Here is a 15,910-nt window from a genome sequence, read left to right as displayed (position 1 = left end):
GCAGGGCTAGGCAAACGCACAAGGATTAAACGTTTGTTACAGCAACATGCCAAAACCATGCAAACTCCAGATGATTGGGTATATGTCAATAACTTCAAAAATCCAAGACAACCGATTGCTCTACGCTTCCCTGCTGGACAAGGGACAAAATTTCAAAATGCTTTACAACAAGCATGGCAGGTTATTTTAAAACAGCTCGAACGTCGCTTTAGCGCTGAAAGTTATCACAATCGTATCGAACGTATTCGCCAAGCGACAGGTGAAGTTCAACAACAAGCATTGGTTGAACTGACTAAAGAAGGTGAAGATCTAGACCTTAAGCTTATTTCTCGTAATGACAAACATGTCTTCATTCCAATGCAGCTTCGAGATGATGAATATCATGAGTTGACGCAAGAAGATATTGATACGCTTAGCAATAAAGAACGCGCTGAGATCACCTCCAATATTCGCTATATGGAAAAAAAATTAGACCGACTTGGTCTACATCTTGGTGATTTGGAAGATGATGCGCGAGATCAAGTGTCTAGCCTTAATCGAGAAATTGCGACTCAAGTGGTTATGCCGCGTGTTGACCTGATTCTAAACAAAAACAAAGAAGTTAAAGGTTTAGAGCAATTTCTTAAACAATATGCAGATGACATTATCGATAATGTTGAACTGATTTTAGAACAGGAAGAGGATGACTTTACGCCCGCTTTATTTAATCGGGTCCCTTCTCGTTATCAAGCCAATGTCATCGTATCGAATAAACCAAATAGTGGTGCGCCTGTTATTTTTGAGGATTTCCCAACTCACTATAACTTACTTGGGCATGTTGAACAGCTTACTCATAATGGTACGATCACGACAGACTTTACCTTAATCCGTCCGGGTTCATTACATCAAGCGAATGGTGGCTTCCTCATGCTTGAGGCTGAGCATTTGCTTGAACAACCTTATGCTTGGCAAGGTTTAAAACGTGCACTTAAATCAGGGCAACTTAAGCTTTCTTCGCTTGAACATATGCTGACATTAACTGGCAGTATTTCAATTGAACCTGCTTCTGTTCCTTTAGATCTCAAAGTCATACTTCTTGCTGAACCTGAAATCTATTATGAAATTTTAGAAGTTGAGCCTGAACTCGGTAGTGTTTTCAAAATTCGTGCTGATTTCACTGATACATTACAACGTAACGACAGTAATGAACAAGCATATATGCAGTTGATTGCAGACTACGTACAAGCAGATAAGTTACTTCCATTTGATCGTTCGGCTTTAGCCGCTTTGCTCACCGATTCAAGTCGCCAAGCAGAAGATCAAAGTTCACTTTCATTACATGCGTCTACGCTGGGTGATTTAATCCGTGAAGCACATCATCATGCTTTCAAAAGTTGCGATAAAATCGTAACGGATCAGCATGTGAATCAAGCGCTTCATCATCGTCAATATCGCTTAGGGTATTTACGTGAGCTTTACTGGCAAGATTTATCTCGCGGTACTCAACTGATAGAAACCTCAGGTCATCGCCTAGGTCAAATTAATGCTCTATCTGTAATTCACTATGCTGATGTCGAATTTGGCTTACCTTCTCGCCTCACTGCCTCAGTTTATCAAGGTGGTGGTGATATCTTAGATATCGAACGTAGTGTTGAGCTAGGTGGTTCATTACATGCTAAAGGGGTATTGCTCATGTCGAGCTTCCTCAAAGCTCACTTCGGTCGTGAGCAAATTCTGCATTTCTCAGCAGCATTAGCTTTTGAGCAAAGTTATGGACAAGTGGATGGCGATAGTGCAACTGTAGCTGAACTTTCTGCACTCATTTCTGCGATTTGTCAGATTCCAATTGATCAATCTTGGGCAATTACTGGATCAATGAACCAATTAGGACAAGTTCAGCCAATTGGCGGCGTAAATGCCAAAATTGAAGGCTTTTACGATGCTTGTAAGCTGCAAGGACTCACAGGTAAACAAGGTGTCATCATTCCTCGTCAAAACATGCAACACCTCATGTTACGTCAAGATGTTATTGATGCCGTTGAAAGTGGGCAATTCCACGTACACGCGATTGACACCATTGATCAAGCTTTAGAAATTTTAATGGCTCGTCCAGTAGGAACACTTGATAAAAAGGGTCGTTACAGCAAAAACTCAATCTATGCTGCTGTGATGGAACAACTTGAGTACTGGCAAGCGATAGAGGATGGTGAAGCTGTAGAAGAGGATGAACCAAAGAAAAAGAAAAAACGTAAGAAGTCCAAAAAAGATGAAACCGATGCCAAAGCTTCTGAGGAAGCTCTCGCTGAAGCTAAAACGCTAAAACCTCTAAGTAAAAAGAAACATCGTTAAAAGAAAAAGCCATGTTCCTCGGAACATGGCTTTTTTGTTAGGCTACCCCTTGCAAGGAACGGCCTCCAGGGAGTTGCGCAAAATATTGCTTTAATGCATCAATACAACGATGAACTTTCATTGGATATTGTTCACGTTTCGATGTTAAAGCATGCAAGGTATAAGATGGCATGTGCCAGTCAGGCAATACCTCGACCAATGAACCATTGATTAGCTCTTTTTGGATATCCATATAAAGAATACGTGCAATACCATGTCCTTGTTGGCAGAGTGACTTTGCGACAAAAACGTTATTTGTACCCAAACGTGTTTTCATATCTACATTCACCACTTCACCACTCAACCCATGACGAAATGCAAAATGTTGATAATTTTGCATTAACGTTACAGGAAGCAACTCATGATGACGTAAGTCTTCAGGTCTTGTAATTGGCAAAGATTGATTGAGATAGCTAGGCGAAGCAACCAATACTTGATCGACACGAGCCAGTGGAACTGCTGTTAGATTATGATCATCCATTTTTAGACTCATTCTAACAGCGATATCAATACGCTCTTCAATTAAGTCGATATAACGATGATCTGCTTCAAAATGAATTGCCAAGCCCTTATGCGCTGACATCCAATGAGAAAGTGCTGGGATAACATGTAATGCACCTAACTCAGGTGTAGTCGAGATTCGTAAATCACCCACCAGATCATCACGTAACTCATTAATACGAATTTTACCTCGTTCAGCCGCTGCGAGCATTTCTTGACAACTTAAAAAGAATGCTTGCCCTGCTTCAGTAAGACTAAGCTTACGCGTTGAACGATGTAATAAAGTGACATCCATTTCTTGTTCTAAAGAACGGATTTGCTGACTGACTGCACTTGTTGTAATTCCTAATTCTCTCGCTGCACCACTGAAAGAACTTTTCTCTACAACACACGCAAAGACCCCCATTGCACGCAATTGATCTAACATAGACTTCCCTCTATTTATTTATATGCTTATTGTTCTAATTAAAGCAATCTATAAGAGTATACAGAGAAGTCTAGTCTTAGACCAGTGATTATTAACAATTTGTTGAAAGTTTGTTTTGCCAAAAAGAAAAATTAATTTGGTAAAACTGTAGTTGGATTGACTGGTTTACCATCTAAACGAACTTGGAACTCCAGCATCACGCGAGTCGCACCTGAAGAACCCATTTCAGCGATTTTCTGGCCAGCGGTAACGTTATCACCACTCTTCACGAGCATTTTGCTGTTATGTGCATACGCTGTGATATAGCCATCAATATGCTTAACCAACACTAAGTTCCCATATTCTTTTAAACCGTCGGCAGCATAAACAACCTGACCATTGGCGGCAGCAAATACTGGATCACCTTCATTTCCACCGTAACGTGTTCCTTTGACATTACTCGCCAAATTAAATGTCTGAATCACAGGACCATTTGATGGTTTAACCCAACGTAGGTTTGAAGCTAGATTCGATGAAGTTGGATTTACAGGAACGACTGGAACAACAGGTTTCGGTGCTACAGGCTGTTGCGTAGGCAACTGAATGCTCTGACGTTGAATAGGTGCAGTTTGTGTGATTGTCTGCGTTGATGTTGTACGTTTAGATGCTGAGCCTTTGAGACGTAGAGATTGATTCACATAAATTCGATAAGGCGGTGCAATATCATTGAGAGCTGCAATATCGAGATAATTCATTCCATAACGATTTGCAATGCCACTTAAGGTATCACCTGATTTTACAGTGTAATAATTTGGAGCTTGAGCAAAACGCGTTCCGCCGTGGATTTGCGGTTTAGATGCACAACCAGTCACAATAGCCGCCGTTGTTGCTACCGCCATAGACAATACGATTGTTTTAATCATCTTCTGTGATAGAAAAATCGAGACCTGGTTTAAGTGCATCTTCACCCCCATCTTAAAAAAGCTTAATTTATTTCGGCCCTAGAGTACCAAAATAGTGAAAAAAAACGAGTTTTCACATTCTATATTCACAAAGTTATAACAGAGCCACCGCTAACCATTTACAAGAGCATGTAAATCGTCAAGCACAGCATAATTTGTTGCATCCATCTGAATCGGCGTAATACTGACATATCCATTCGATACCGCAAAGAAATCAGATTGAATATGACTCGAAGCGGGTTGAGGTTCTGTTACAGCTTCACCTGCGAGTCCAATCCAATAAACTTGTCGACCACGCGGGTCTACATGGCTAGTGATCGGTTTTGACTGTGCTCTACGCCCTTGATAAGTAATTTGAGCACCTTTGATTTCTTCAACATCAGGAATATTAATATTGAAAATATGACGCGGAGGTAAAATAGGTAGACCTTTAGCAATAAAATCATGAACCCATTTTGCTGCTTGTGCATATGCTTGAGGGTGTTCATAAGAACGCACATTTGAACCAGATAAAGAAACTGCAATTGCTGGATGTTTCATTAAACGACCTTCAAATGCAGCGCCCACTGTACCTGAATATAAAACGTCATCGCCTAAGTTAGCACCGCTATTTATACCACTCACGACTAGGTCAAATTCAAAATCAAACAGACCATTCATAGATAAATAAACACAGTCTGCTGGTGTACCATTTACCGCCCAAACATCTTCCGAAATTTGCACTGGACGTAAAGGACGATCTAGCGTTAAAGCACTTGAAAAGCCACTGCGCTCGCTTTCAGGCGCAACTACAACCACTCGACCTAAAGGTTTCAAAGCATGGGCCAATGCTTGAATACCAGGAGCGAAAACACCATCATCATTTGCAATCAATATATTCACTAAAATCCTATCTCTTCAAATATTACTACTGAGTTTTTTCAATTGAATTATTCATTGAATTATATATATTTATTACTTCTTAGTATTAGAAATTTAAGTAACTATGAGACATTTATCTAATTTTATTCGAGTTTTTGGGGTGAGTTTCGCACTTCTTACTGCACCAACGGTTTTTGCTGACGAGGCAGTTTCAGCAGCTGAAGCGGATGCATTGATTAAAGATGATATCGCGAATGCACAAGTACTGATCGAAATGTGTCCAAGCATTATTGGTAAAAATGCAAAGTTTGATCAAAATATTAAGAAAATTGTTAATTCTTATTTAAGTAACTACTCAAATAAGTCCACGACTTTAGACAGCTTGCAAAAAGATAGCGAGTTCCAAAATCTACTGACAGATGCGCGTCAAGCAGCAAAAGAAGTCGGCCAAGCTGAGCAAAAATCAGTTTGTGAAGATGTATTAAATTACGAAGAGTAATCCTCTAAAAGCATGAATGTGGTTTTAAAATATGGCACTTTAAAACCACATCCCTAATCTACTCACAAAATGAGTGAAGCCCGCCTTAAACAATCACTACCAAGCATCAGGTTCACGGACCATGTGAACAATATTGGCGGGGCTAATAATCCAACCTCCTCGAAAACCTTCAGCTAAAGGTTCAATCGCATCACAACGCACTACCCCAGCGTCTCTCAAATATTTAGCAGCTTCAGAAAAATTATCAGTAAATAGTTCAAGCCAAAGCTCAGCCTGACTCATTCCCGATGCAACATCAATCCATAAATTGACAGGACCAAATTCAAAACCTATTGCTGTGCCTTTTTCTGTAATTTGTTTAAGGCCAATCACATCGCGATAGAATACGACTGTTTCTTCAAATTGATGTGGTGGAAGTTTAAGGGCGATATCAATACCACCTGTGAATTTTGTCTTCATTTTATTACTCCTGTTCGATACAGATTTGTTATTTTCACTCGTCTTTTTATCTAACTTATTCATTTAAAATACAGTTCTATCGACCATATTCATTCTTATAATAATACGAAAAGTAAATTCATCTATATTAAACATATAAGGAGAAATAAAGCTGTTAAACCTCAGTACAATTTCATCTCAGCATCGTTGCAATGTCTGAGATTATGAAAATTTAAAACCACATTTTCTCCATGGTTCCTACAGCAAAGATACAATTTTTAATTTACTTTATGCTATAAGTTATTCAAATTCTTTAAGTCTTGTTTTGAGTTTGGTTTCTTATGAAGAAAAATGTTTTTAAAACACTAGGTTTATCATTTCTCATCGCGTCTAGCACTTTATCTCCTACAGTTTTTGCAGCTGACAAAAAGTCTGAGACTGAGAAAATTGAAGTTACTCCAACAACTGACAGCGTCACGCCTCAAGAGCTTGCTGCGATCTATGTTATTTCTGAGACTTGCCCTAAATTAATCGGAAAAGATCTCAAGTTTAATAAAGCTTATGAAAACTTAGTTAAAGCTTATTTAAACAACGATCCAAATGCTGTTGAAGTCCTCAATAAACGCGCAAAAAGCAAAGATTTCCAAGCTGCTTTAAAAGAAGCACGTGCAGATGCAAAGGCAGCTTCTGAAGAAGATAATCGCCAAATCTGCGATGATGTTCGGAATTATTATTCTAAGTAACCGATTCGTTACAATACTGTATGAAAAAGCCGACTTCGCCCATAGAAGTCGGCTTTGCTTTATCCTAAAATGCTAGGCTCTACTGCTTCACACAAGATATTGGAACCACTTAGAATGACTCAAAAAAGCGCTCTTGCTGCATTACTACTTTTGCCAAGCTTTTCTTATGCAGCAACTGTCCTATCTGCTCCACCAGAATTAAATAATAAATCCTATGTACTCATGGACTATGAGACTGGACAGATTCTCGCTGCAAAAAACGAAAATGAAAAACTTGCGCCTGCCTCAATGACTAAAATGATGACAAGCTACATCATTGAGCAGAAACTTTTGAAGGGTGAATTAACTGAAGACGAAAAAGTACGTATGAATGAATCTGCGTGGTGTCGTGGTAGCAGTTCTGAATCATGTATGTATGTTCCATTAAATGGCACTGCAACAGTTCTAGAAATGTTACGCGGTATCATTATTCAGTCAGGTAACGATGCGTCTAAAGCAATGGCTGAACACATTGCAGGGAATGAAGGTACTTTTGCTTACATGATGAACCAAGAAGCAAAACGTGTTGGCATGGTGAATACAAACTTCATCAACTCGACAGGTATGCCTGCTGATGGTCATTATTCTACTGCGAAAGATATGGCTGTTCTTGCTCAGCACATTATCAAAGACAGTTCTAAATATTACCCAATCTATTCAGAAAAAGAATTTACCTTTAATGGTATTAAGCAAGGCAACCGTAATGCCCTACTTTACACTGACCCAAGTGTTGATGGCTTAAAAACAGGTCATACAAATGAAGCTGGTTATTGCTTAACGACTTCAAGTAAACGTGGGCCAATGCGTTTGATCTCTGTCATCTTCGGCACACCAAGCATGAATGAGCGTGCAAGCCAAACACGTACTTTACTTGCTTGGGGTTTTGCAAACTTTGAAACTGTTAATGTTCAACCTGCAAACCAAGTACTTGCTAAAGCCAAAGTTTGGTTTGGTAAAGAAGATGAAGTTCAAATTGGCTTAGCTGAAAACTTCAGCGTAACGATGCCTAAAGGTCGAGCGGATAACATTAAAACCCAACTTGTAGTTCAACCTAAATTGAACGCGCCTTTAGCGAAAGGTCAAGTTGTAGGTAAATTAGTTGCAAGCCTTGATGGCAAAGTGATTGCTGAGAAGCCACTTGTCGCTTTAAAACCTGTTGAAGAAGCGGGTTTCTTTGCGCGTATGATCGATCATATCAAAATGTTCTTCAGTAACTTATTCTAATTTTAGAATAGTGAAATCAAGCACTCATGCTATTTAGCTTGAGTGCTTTTTTATTTTATAATTCTTTTAAATCTTCAATTGAACACTGCTATGTCAAACAACATTCGCCCTTATCTAGACCAAAAACCTGATATAGATTCAAGTTGTTACATTGATGATATGTCAGTGGTAATTGGTGATGTAAAACTTGCTGAGAATGTTTCTGTCTGGCCTTTTGCCGTGATTCGCGGTGATGTCAATTCGATTCAGATTGGTAAAAATAGTAATGTACAAGATCATTGTATGTTACATGTCAGCCATAAAAATCAATCTAAACCAAATGGTTCCCCTTTAGTTATTGGTGAAGATGTGACTGTTGGGCATCATGTGACTTTACACGGCTGTACTATTGGTAATCGTGTCCTGATTGGAATCAATACTGTCGTTTTAGATGACGTGATTATTGAAGATGATGTCATGATTGGTGCTGGTAGTTTAGTACCGCCACGTAAAGTCTTAAAAAGTGGTTATTTGTATGTAGGTAGCCCAGTCCAGCAAGTCCGCCCTCTCACAGATAAAGAAAAAGCATTTTTACCTTATTCAGCGCAAAATTATGTAAAAGTAAAAGATAATTATTTAGAAAATTTTAATTAAATATTATCAATAAAAAAATAAGGAGACTCATAAATTGATCTTATATAAATATTATAGCTCAACTGCAGGTTTAATAGCACTAGAGAGTTCCAAGGTTGGCTTTAGAACTCCTATCTACTTCAACGATCCATTTGAAGCTAGTGTGATCTGTGGTAAAGCTTTTACTAGTGAAAGAGTTTCCAATACACTAAAAAGTGTTGCTATTTTAAGCCTAACAAGAAATCCTCTAAATGCTTTGATGTGGGCACATTATGGGGAAGAACATAAAGGAATAGTTATCGGCTATGAGGTAGATGATCCTTTCTTTCAATGTAAAAAAACCAATTTGATACCTGTGCAAAAAGGGAATGTTATATATACAAAAACCAAACCATTCTTAAGAACCTCGACAAAAGTAACTACTGAGCTATGTAACGCAATTGAGGGATTAATAAATGAAAAAGATTATGATCTAATTACAGATTTAACAAATCATTTGTTCTTGAACAAAGACACTATTTGGAGTTATGAAGAGGAAGTTCGTGTAGTTAAGAGTATAATTAACGTAACAATGGAAACTTCTGAGCTTTGGGAAAATCCATATCATCGTTATTCAACTGTTAATGAACAGCTAGAACTAGGATTTTCTAAAGAAAAAATTTCTGGTTTAAAAATTTATGATTACCCCGTGAAAATTAAAGAAATATTCTTAGGTGTTAGGAATTCATTTTTAGAAGCAAATAATACTGATGCCATTAACTTAATAAAAAAAATTAATTCACACAATATCAAGATTTATTCTGTTTCTGTAGACTATAAATCATGGAATTTAGTAAAAAAATTAGTAAAATTCTAATGGTCTGGCAACTATCGCTAATATACATAGCCTAGCCACCGAGCTCCAAATTTTGTAGAATACGTTTTTTAAAATCATGGTGCTTTCTATGACCGCTTGGACACCTCATGTCACAGTCGCCACTGTAGTTGAAAAAGACGGACTTTTTCTGTTTGTTGAAGAACACAGCGAAGGCTTTGTACATACCGTGTTTAATCAACCTGCTGGTCATGTCGAATGCGGTGAAACGATTATTGAAGCAGCGATCCGTGAGACCTTAGAAGAAACAGGTCATCACGTAGAAATAGATCATTTGCTTGGTATCTATACCTATACCCCTCCCATGTTTCCTGATCAAACATATTATCGTTTTTGCTTCTTGGCACATGTCACCTCGGTTGAGGAAAATGCGCAACTGGATACAGGCATTATCGGTGCGGTTTGGATGAATTTGGATGAACTGCAAGAATCTGCTCGTGCACGCAGCCCATTGGTTTTAAAAGCTGTTGAAGATGCCCAAGCTGGCAAAAAATATCCTTTATCGCTTATTTATGAGCACCCTTTATCTCCCTCACTCACTTCTCATTTGGATGCTTAATTAGATGCAACAACGTGTCATCGTCGGTATGTCTGGTGGTGTAGACTCCTCTGTTTCTGCCGCGCTTTTACTTCAACAAGGATATCAAGTTGAAGGTCTTTTCATGAAAAACTGGGAAGAAGATGATGGTACGGAATACTGCACAGCACTCGAAGACTTGGCGGATGCGCAAGCAGTAGCAGATAAAATCGGGATCAAACTGCATACAGCAAATTTTGCAATGGAATACTGGGATCGTGTCTTTGAACACTTCTTGGCTGAATACGCAGCAGGTCGTACACCAAACCCAGATATTCTCTGTAATAAAGAGATTAAGTTCCGTGCGTTCCTCGACCATGCTATGACTTTGGGTGCAGATTTTATTGCAACAGGTCACTATGCACGTCGCGGTGAAAGCACACAAAACTCTCGTGGTGAAACCTACGCACCATTATTACGTGGTGTGGATAATAATAAAGACCAGACTTATTTCTTACATGCAGTGCATGGTCGTGAAATTAACAAGACTCTATTCCCTGTTGGTGAAATTGAAAAACCAGAAGTTCGCCGCATTGCAGAAGAACTTGATTTAGCTACAGCGAAAAAGAAAGACTCGACTGGAATCTGCTTTATTGGTGAACGTCGCTTTACTGATTTTCTTAAACAATATCTCCCTGCGCAAGCTGGAAAAATTGTTTTAGAGTCAGGTAAAGAAGTTGGTGAACACCATGGCTTAATGTACTATACGCTCGGTCAACGTGGCGGTATTGGTATTGGTGGTATGAAAGGTGTACAAGAAGGTGCATGGTTCGTATTACATAAAGATATTGCCAATAACCGACTGGTGATTGGTCAAGGTCATGAACATCCATTGATGCAAAGTACGCAACTTTGGAGCGAGTCGATTGATTGGGTTGCAGGCGAACAGGATATTCCAAGTACAGGTTTCCGATTTACAGCTAAAACTCGTTATCGTCAGCCTGATCAAGCGTGTACAATTTACCGTGATGAACATAGTGAAACTGGAATTCGCGTGAAATTCGATGAACCACAACGTGCCGTTACTCCTGGGCAAAGTGTGGTGTTTTATTCAGGAGAGGTTTGCTTAGGCGGCGGTGTTATTCACCATACCAATGCACCTCAACCAGATTTTATTTAAGGAAATTGGAAGCGAAGCATGGCGGAGTTACCCTTTCAGCACACTCAAGCGTTGAATGTTAGACAAAACCGTGCTTTGGCATTGGCAGCAGTCTTTCAAGCAACTCAACTGACGCATATGACTGCAATGGCAGGTCAGCAAAGTATTGGTGATAGTGGTAATTTTTATTGTGAACTGCTGATCAAAGCAAGTTTAAATATCCGCCCAGCGAGTAACAATGCCACACAGACGCTCGATTTCTTCAATCAACTTGCAGATATTTCACTTGGTCTAAAAACATTAGAAGGTTGTATTACTCAACCATTTAATAGCGCACCAAAATCAAGAGTACCCAAACTTTCCACTGCCAAGTTACCAATGTCTTATGCAATGGCTTTGCTACAGCTTGAAAAGAAAGTGTATAGCAATCCTGAATACGTCAAAATCATCGAAACAGCACAACAAAAAATTTTAAAGCAGTTGTCCTTTTTCGATAACAACTATTTACACCCAAGTATTATTGCCAATCTGGCGCAAACTTACGTTGAAACAGCTGGGCAAATTAATCCACGGATTTTAGTGCGTGGTAATGCCGAAGCATTCAAAGATATTAATCATACTAACCGAATCCGTGCCTGCTTATTTACAGGTCTACAGCTTGCTCATCTTTGGAGACAACTTGGTGGCAGCTCATGGAGTATGATTTTTAGTAAACGTAAGCTTTTACAAGATATTCAAGCTCTCGCTCGTTTGCAGTATCAGGTGGTATAAACCGATGCTAAAACGAATTTATTTTTTATGTTTATTCCAAAATTAAGGAATCTGTATGAATGCTTTAACCGCACTCTCACCACTTGATGGACGTTATGCAAGCAAATGTGATGCGCTACGTCCTTTTTTGTCTGAGTTTGGTTTAATCCACGCTCGTGTCACGGTTGAAGTGCGTTGGTTACAAGCACTTGCAAATCGTGCAGAAATCATCGAAGTTCCAGCTTTCTCGGCTGAAACAAATGCCGCGTTAGATGCAATCCTAGCAAACTTCTCAGCAGAAGATGCGAACCGCATTAAAGAAATCGAACGTACAACAAACCATGATGTAAAAGCTGTTGAGTATTTCCTAAAAGAAAAAATTGCGAACATCGATGAATTAAAAAATGCAGGTGAATTTATTCACTTTGCATGTACGTCTGAAGACATCAACAACTTGTCTCATGCGCTCATGCTTAAAAATGGTCGTGAAGTTTTAGTTACAAGCATGAAGCAAATTTTGAATGCAATTTCTGCTCTAGCAACAACTCATGCTGAACAACCAATGTTGTCTCGTACTCATGGTCAAACTGCTAGCCCTACGACGTTGGGTAAAGAGATGGCAAACGTTGCTTATCGTTTAGCGCGCCAAATCAAGCAATTCGAAAATGTAGAATTACTTGGTAAAATCAATGGTGCTGTAGGTAACTACAATGCTCACCTTTCTGCTTACCCTGAAATTGATTGGGCTGCACATGCTCAAGCATTTGTTGAATCTTTAGGTTTAGCATTCAACCCATACACAACTCAAATTGAGCCACATGATTATATGGCTGAATTGTTTGATGCATTACGCCGTTACAACACGATCTTGATCGACTTTAACCGTGATGTTTGGGGCTATATCTCACTTGGTTACTTCAAACAAAAATTAAAAGATGGTGAAGTTGGTTCTTCAACCATGCCACACAAAGTGAACCCTATCGACTTTGAAAACTCAGAAGGTAACTTGGGTATTGCCAATGCGGTATTAGGTCACTTAGGTGAAAAACTTCCAGTTTCTCGTTGGCAGCGTGACTTAACTGACTCAACTGTTCTTCGTAACATGGGCGTTGGTTTCGCACAAAGTTTAATTGCTTTTGATGCATGCTTAAAAGGAATCGGTAAACTTGAACTCAATGCGAACCGTTTAAATGAAGATTTAGACCAAGCACAAGAAGTTCTTGCTGAACCAATTCAAACTGTTATGCGTCGTTATAACGTTGAAAAACCATACGAAAAATTAAAAGCACTCACTCGTGGTCAAGCAATGACACGCGACATGATGGTGAACTTCGTAAATGGCGATGAATTATTACAGGTTCCTGCTGAGGAACGTGCTCGTTTAGCTGAACTTACCCCTGCGACATATACAGGTAATGCTGCTGAACAAGCAAAACAAATTAATGATTTGATCAGCAAAATCTAAATAGTATTCGATAAAAAAAGCAAAGCTTCGGCTTTGCTTTTTTTATGTTTAAAAATAAATTAACGGCGAATAATCATGTTGGTTGCCGTTGCATGCGCATAAAGCTTTCCGTCCTCATCACGGATATAGCCTTCAGAAATTACTAAATTACGTCCCGCATTAATCACTTTTCCTTCTGCAATTAACTTTGTATTAAACGGTAAAGGACGACACATTTTCACATTCAGATCTGTTGTGCCATACCCTTCTCCAGCAGCAAGAACTGTATGGGTTGCACAGCCTGTCACAGAATCCAAAACCGTTGCAGCAAATCCTCCATGCACGCCACCTAACGGATTGGTATGTCTTTCATCTGCAATTGCGCTAAATACGATGCGTCCATGTTCTACTTCTAGTGGCTTCATAGGCATTGTTTTTGCGATCCCCGGCTCAGGAACTAAGCCTTGAGCAAACGCTTGCATTATTTCCAAACCAGTCATTTCTAATGGATTCATTAATAGTTCCTCAATTCCTTAGATTAGGGCAGAATTTCCCCATTCAACAAATGCTTAGCAGTCACGTTGTCAGAGCTAAGCCTTTCAGCACAATTTAGATCACACTCACAAATGTAGCAGATACATTTAAGTTCTTTTTTAGAACTTATTATTCATACCATAACTATGCTAAGATAAATTGTCAACGTGATGATGTATTTACACGTAAGACTTCGCAAACTTAGCAATATCTTTTGTCTAAGGTGATATCAGTAGAGGTAAAACATGAAATGGCATGAATTGGGTGAAATGAGTTGTCCAATTGCTAGAAGCTTATCTATTTTTGGTGATCGATGGACACTTTTGATTATCCGTAATGCTTTTTTAAGAACACGCCGTTTTGACGATTTTCAGAAACAACTGGGTATTACTCGTCACTTACTCACTGAACGTTTAAATAGACTTGTAGATAATAAAATTTTTGAAAAAGTGCTGTATCAAGAAGCTCCTAAACGATATGAATATAAGCTAACTGAAAAAGGCTTGGCTTTATACCCGATTATCATGGCGGTCACAACTTGGGGCAATTACTGGCATAACGAAGACAATAAATATCCAGTGTTAGAATACATGCACAAAGATTGTGGATATAAAACAAAAGCATTGATGAGTTGTGAGCATTGTCATAAAGAATTAACGGCAAAAAATACATTGCCTTATTACGACAACATCAGCCAAACTGCTGAGAAATAAATCTGAGATGAAGAGCAGCACATAGCCCTCTTCATCTCCTATTTTCAATTAAAAACTAAAACCAATATTCAAATTAATTCGATATAACCATTTATCACTATTCGGCGATACCGTAGAAGTAAACCCAGTGGCATTAGTAGCTCCGCCAATAATATTGGAGTTTTTACCCCACGTATAATCTGCCCAAACCATAAATGGTGATGCAATAAACATCATACCTGTTGTATTCATTTGTGAATCTGACCAATCATCGCGTTTTTTATCTAAGTAACTATAATCATTATAGAAACGAATCGCTTTTAATTTACCCATATCTTGCACAGGTAAGGTATAAGCAAGGTTCAGACTGGCAACTGTTCCTTCAGATGCAATGAAATAAGCAGGTGTTAAACCATTTGCACCCATCAGTGTCATATCATCATTTACCCCATCAGGGTTTTTCGCATCGTATTGATAATGAATCACTGAGCTTTGTAAATTAAATCGTTTGTAGTTGTTATCGGTATGCAATCCAACTGCATAATATTTGCCGTTTTTATCGGTCGTCTTATTATGTAGTTGAGCAATGGCACCTGAAACACCAAACTCTTGCTTACCAAAATCCGTTTCCAATTTTCGGACAATACGTGTGTTAAGTTGGTGACGCTTTTCATTTTGATAAGCACTTTGGGTTGGAAATGCATTCTCAGATAAATCATCATAAGTCGCGCTTTCAGGTGAATATCGCAAATTGGTTGAAAGCATCTCTGGATAATAGCCTAGCTTGAGATCCCAATCTTTATTGTGAAAATTCCAATTTATACCTGGCGCGATATTGTTGCCATAACCGAGGAAAAATGGAATGTGGTAAGTCCATCCATTTTGCGGATAAGGATAAATTGCAAATGGTTTGTAGACAAAACCTACTTCAATATTATTGTTTTCATTTAGGTTATATCCAACATAGGCTTTTTCAATTGATCGTTTCTCTTGATCTTGAAAAAGATAACTGGCATTGAAATAGGCATCATCAAATTTACCTTTTAGATCAACCCTAAAAATATCAAAATGGAGTTTCCCAAAACCACCATTCTCACCTTCCCAGTTTTCATAACGCTGGTTAAGTCGAACTACCCCACCTAACTGAACAGAATCTGTTCCGTCTTCACTTTTCCACTGTAATGCTGAGCTCTGTGCAAATACATTAGACATCCCACCTAAATAAACTGCGCCTAGCATCACAACCATAGCTGTCTTTTTCATTTCATATTCCTTCGGTTTTTTACCA

Annotated in this window: 17 protein-coding genes; 11 read left to right on the top strand and 6 right to left on the bottom strand. The window is 38.7% G+C overall.

Translation table 11 applies throughout. The features are described from left to right. A partial coding sequence (locus tag B4237_RS10285) for a Lon protease family protein (RefSeq protein WP_286942985.1) occupies positions 1-2,328 on the top strand: 2,328 nt, incomplete at its 5' end. A 37-nt stretch (positions 2,329-2,365) separates the two neighbouring features. Here the strand turns inward: B4237_RS10285 and B4237_RS10280 are convergent. From B4237_RS10280 to surE, 3 genes are all read right to left on the bottom strand, one after another. Continuing rightward, positions 2,366-3,295, bottom strand: a complete 930-nt coding sequence (locus B4237_RS10280) for a LysR family transcriptional regulator (protein WP_004880504.1) — start codon at positions 3,293-3,295, stop codon at positions 2,366-2,368. Between the two features lie 131 nt (positions 3,296-3,426). Then, a complete protein-coding gene (locus tag B4237_RS10275) occupies positions 3,427-4,236 on the bottom strand; it encodes a peptidoglycan DD-metalloendopeptidase family protein (protein WP_061397775.1) in 810 nt (269 codons plus the stop codon). 111 nt (positions 4,237-4,347) lie between these two features. After that, positions 4,348-5,118, bottom strand: coding sequence for a 5'/3'-nucleotidase SurE (gene surE, locus B4237_RS10270; RefSeq protein WP_007483729.1), 771 nt, complete (start codon positions 5,116-5,118; stop codon positions 4,348-4,350). A 103-nt stretch (positions 5,119-5,221) separates the two neighbouring features. Here surE and B4237_RS10265 point away from each other — a divergent pair, with 103 nt between their 5' ends. After that, on the top strand, positions 5,222-5,596 hold the full coding sequence (locus B4237_RS10265; protein ID WP_004880510.1) for an MCR_0457 family protein: 375 nt from the start codon (positions 5,222-5,224) through the stop codon (positions 5,594-5,596). A gap of 96 nt (positions 5,597-5,692) precedes the next feature. Here the strand turns inward: B4237_RS10265 and B4237_RS10260 are convergent, their stop codons facing one another. Continuing rightward, positions 5,693-6,055: a hypothetical protein gene (locus B4237_RS10260; RefSeq protein WP_278595904.1), complete on the bottom strand. Its 363-nt coding sequence runs from the start codon at positions 6,053-6,055 to the stop codon at positions 5,693-5,695. A 320-nt stretch (positions 6,056-6,375) separates the two neighbouring features. On the opposite strand from B4237_RS10260, the gene B4237_RS10255 reads away from it, so the two are divergent. The 8 genes from B4237_RS10255 to purB all read left to right on the top strand — a co-directional run bounded on the left by B4237_RS10255 (position 6,376) and on the right by purB (position 13,417). Continuing rightward, complete coding sequence (locus tag B4237_RS10255; RefSeq protein WP_004880513.1) at positions 6,376-6,777, top strand: MCR_0457 family protein; 402 nt, start codon at positions 6,376-6,378, stop codon at positions 6,775-6,777. Between the two features lie 114 nt (positions 6,778-6,891). Beyond that, a complete protein-coding gene (gene dacC / locus B4237_RS10250; RefSeq protein WP_004880516.1) occupies positions 6,892-8,040 on the top strand; it encodes a D-alanyl-D-alanine carboxypeptidase PBP5/6 in 1,149 nt (382 codons plus the stop codon). Between the two features lie 90 nt (positions 8,041-8,130). After that, entirely contained in the window at positions 8,131-8,673 is a 543-nt protein-coding gene (locus B4237_RS10245) for a gamma carbonic anhydrase family protein (protein WP_061392964.1), read from the top strand. A gap of 34 nt (positions 8,674-8,707) precedes the next feature. Continuing rightward, the gene (locus B4237_RS10240; protein WP_278595902.1) at positions 8,708-9,508 is read left to right on the top strand and encodes a DUF2971 domain-containing protein; all 801 of its coding nucleotides are present in this window, start codon (positions 8,708-8,710) and stop codon (positions 9,506-9,508) included. 88 nt (positions 9,509-9,596) lie between these two features. Beyond that, entirely contained in the window at positions 9,597-10,085 is a 489-nt protein-coding gene (locus B4237_RS10235; protein WP_278595901.1) for an NUDIX hydrolase, read from the top strand. 4 nt (positions 10,086-10,089) lie between these two features. Beyond that, positions 10,090-11,223 carry a tRNA 2-thiouridine(34) synthase MnmA gene (gene mnmA, locus B4237_RS10230; protein ID WP_286942979.1) on the top strand — a complete coding sequence of 378 codons (1,134 nt, stop codon included), beginning with the start codon at positions 10,090-10,092 and terminating at the stop codon, positions 11,221-11,223. Between the two features lie 18 nt (positions 11,224-11,241). Further along, on the top strand, positions 11,242-11,973 hold the full coding sequence (gene hflD / locus B4237_RS10225; protein WP_004880522.1) for a high frequency lysogenization protein HflD: 732 nt from the start codon (positions 11,242-11,244) through the stop codon (positions 11,971-11,973). A gap of 55 nt (positions 11,974-12,028) precedes the next feature. Further along, a complete protein-coding gene (purB, locus tag B4237_RS10220; protein ID WP_278595899.1) occupies positions 12,029-13,417 on the top strand; it encodes an adenylosuccinate lyase in 1,389 nt (462 codons plus the stop codon). A 59-nt stretch (positions 13,418-13,476) separates the two neighbouring features. Here the strand turns inward: purB and B4237_RS10215 are convergent, their stop codons facing one another. Further along, positions 13,477-13,911, bottom strand: coding sequence for a PaaI family thioesterase (locus B4237_RS10215; protein ID WP_278595898.1), 435 nt, complete (start codon positions 13,909-13,911; stop codon positions 13,477-13,479). A 264-nt stretch (positions 13,912-14,175) separates the two neighbouring features. On the opposite strand from B4237_RS10215, the gene B4237_RS10210 reads away from it, so the two are divergent. Further along, positions 14,176-14,643, top strand: a complete 468-nt coding sequence (locus tag B4237_RS10210; RefSeq protein ID WP_007483747.1) for a winged helix-turn-helix transcriptional regulator — start codon at positions 14,176-14,178, stop codon at positions 14,641-14,643. A 48-nt stretch (positions 14,644-14,691) separates the two neighbouring features. On the opposite strand, the gene B4237_RS10205 is transcribed toward B4237_RS10210, so the two are convergent. After that, positions 14,692-15,885: a hypothetical protein gene (locus tag B4237_RS10205; protein WP_278595897.1), complete on the bottom strand. Its 1,194-nt coding sequence runs from the start codon at positions 15,883-15,885 to the stop codon at positions 14,692-14,694. Positions 15,886-15,910: the final 25 nt, after the last annotated feature.

It is taken from the genome of Acinetobacter sp. UBA6526, assembly GCF_002434875.1.
Lineage (GTDB): Bacteria > Pseudomonadota > Gammaproteobacteria > Pseudomonadales > Moraxellaceae > Acinetobacter > Acinetobacter venetianus.
The sequence above is the reverse complement of the archived record's forward strand: the minus strand, read 5'-3'. Positions and strand labels throughout refer to the sequence as shown.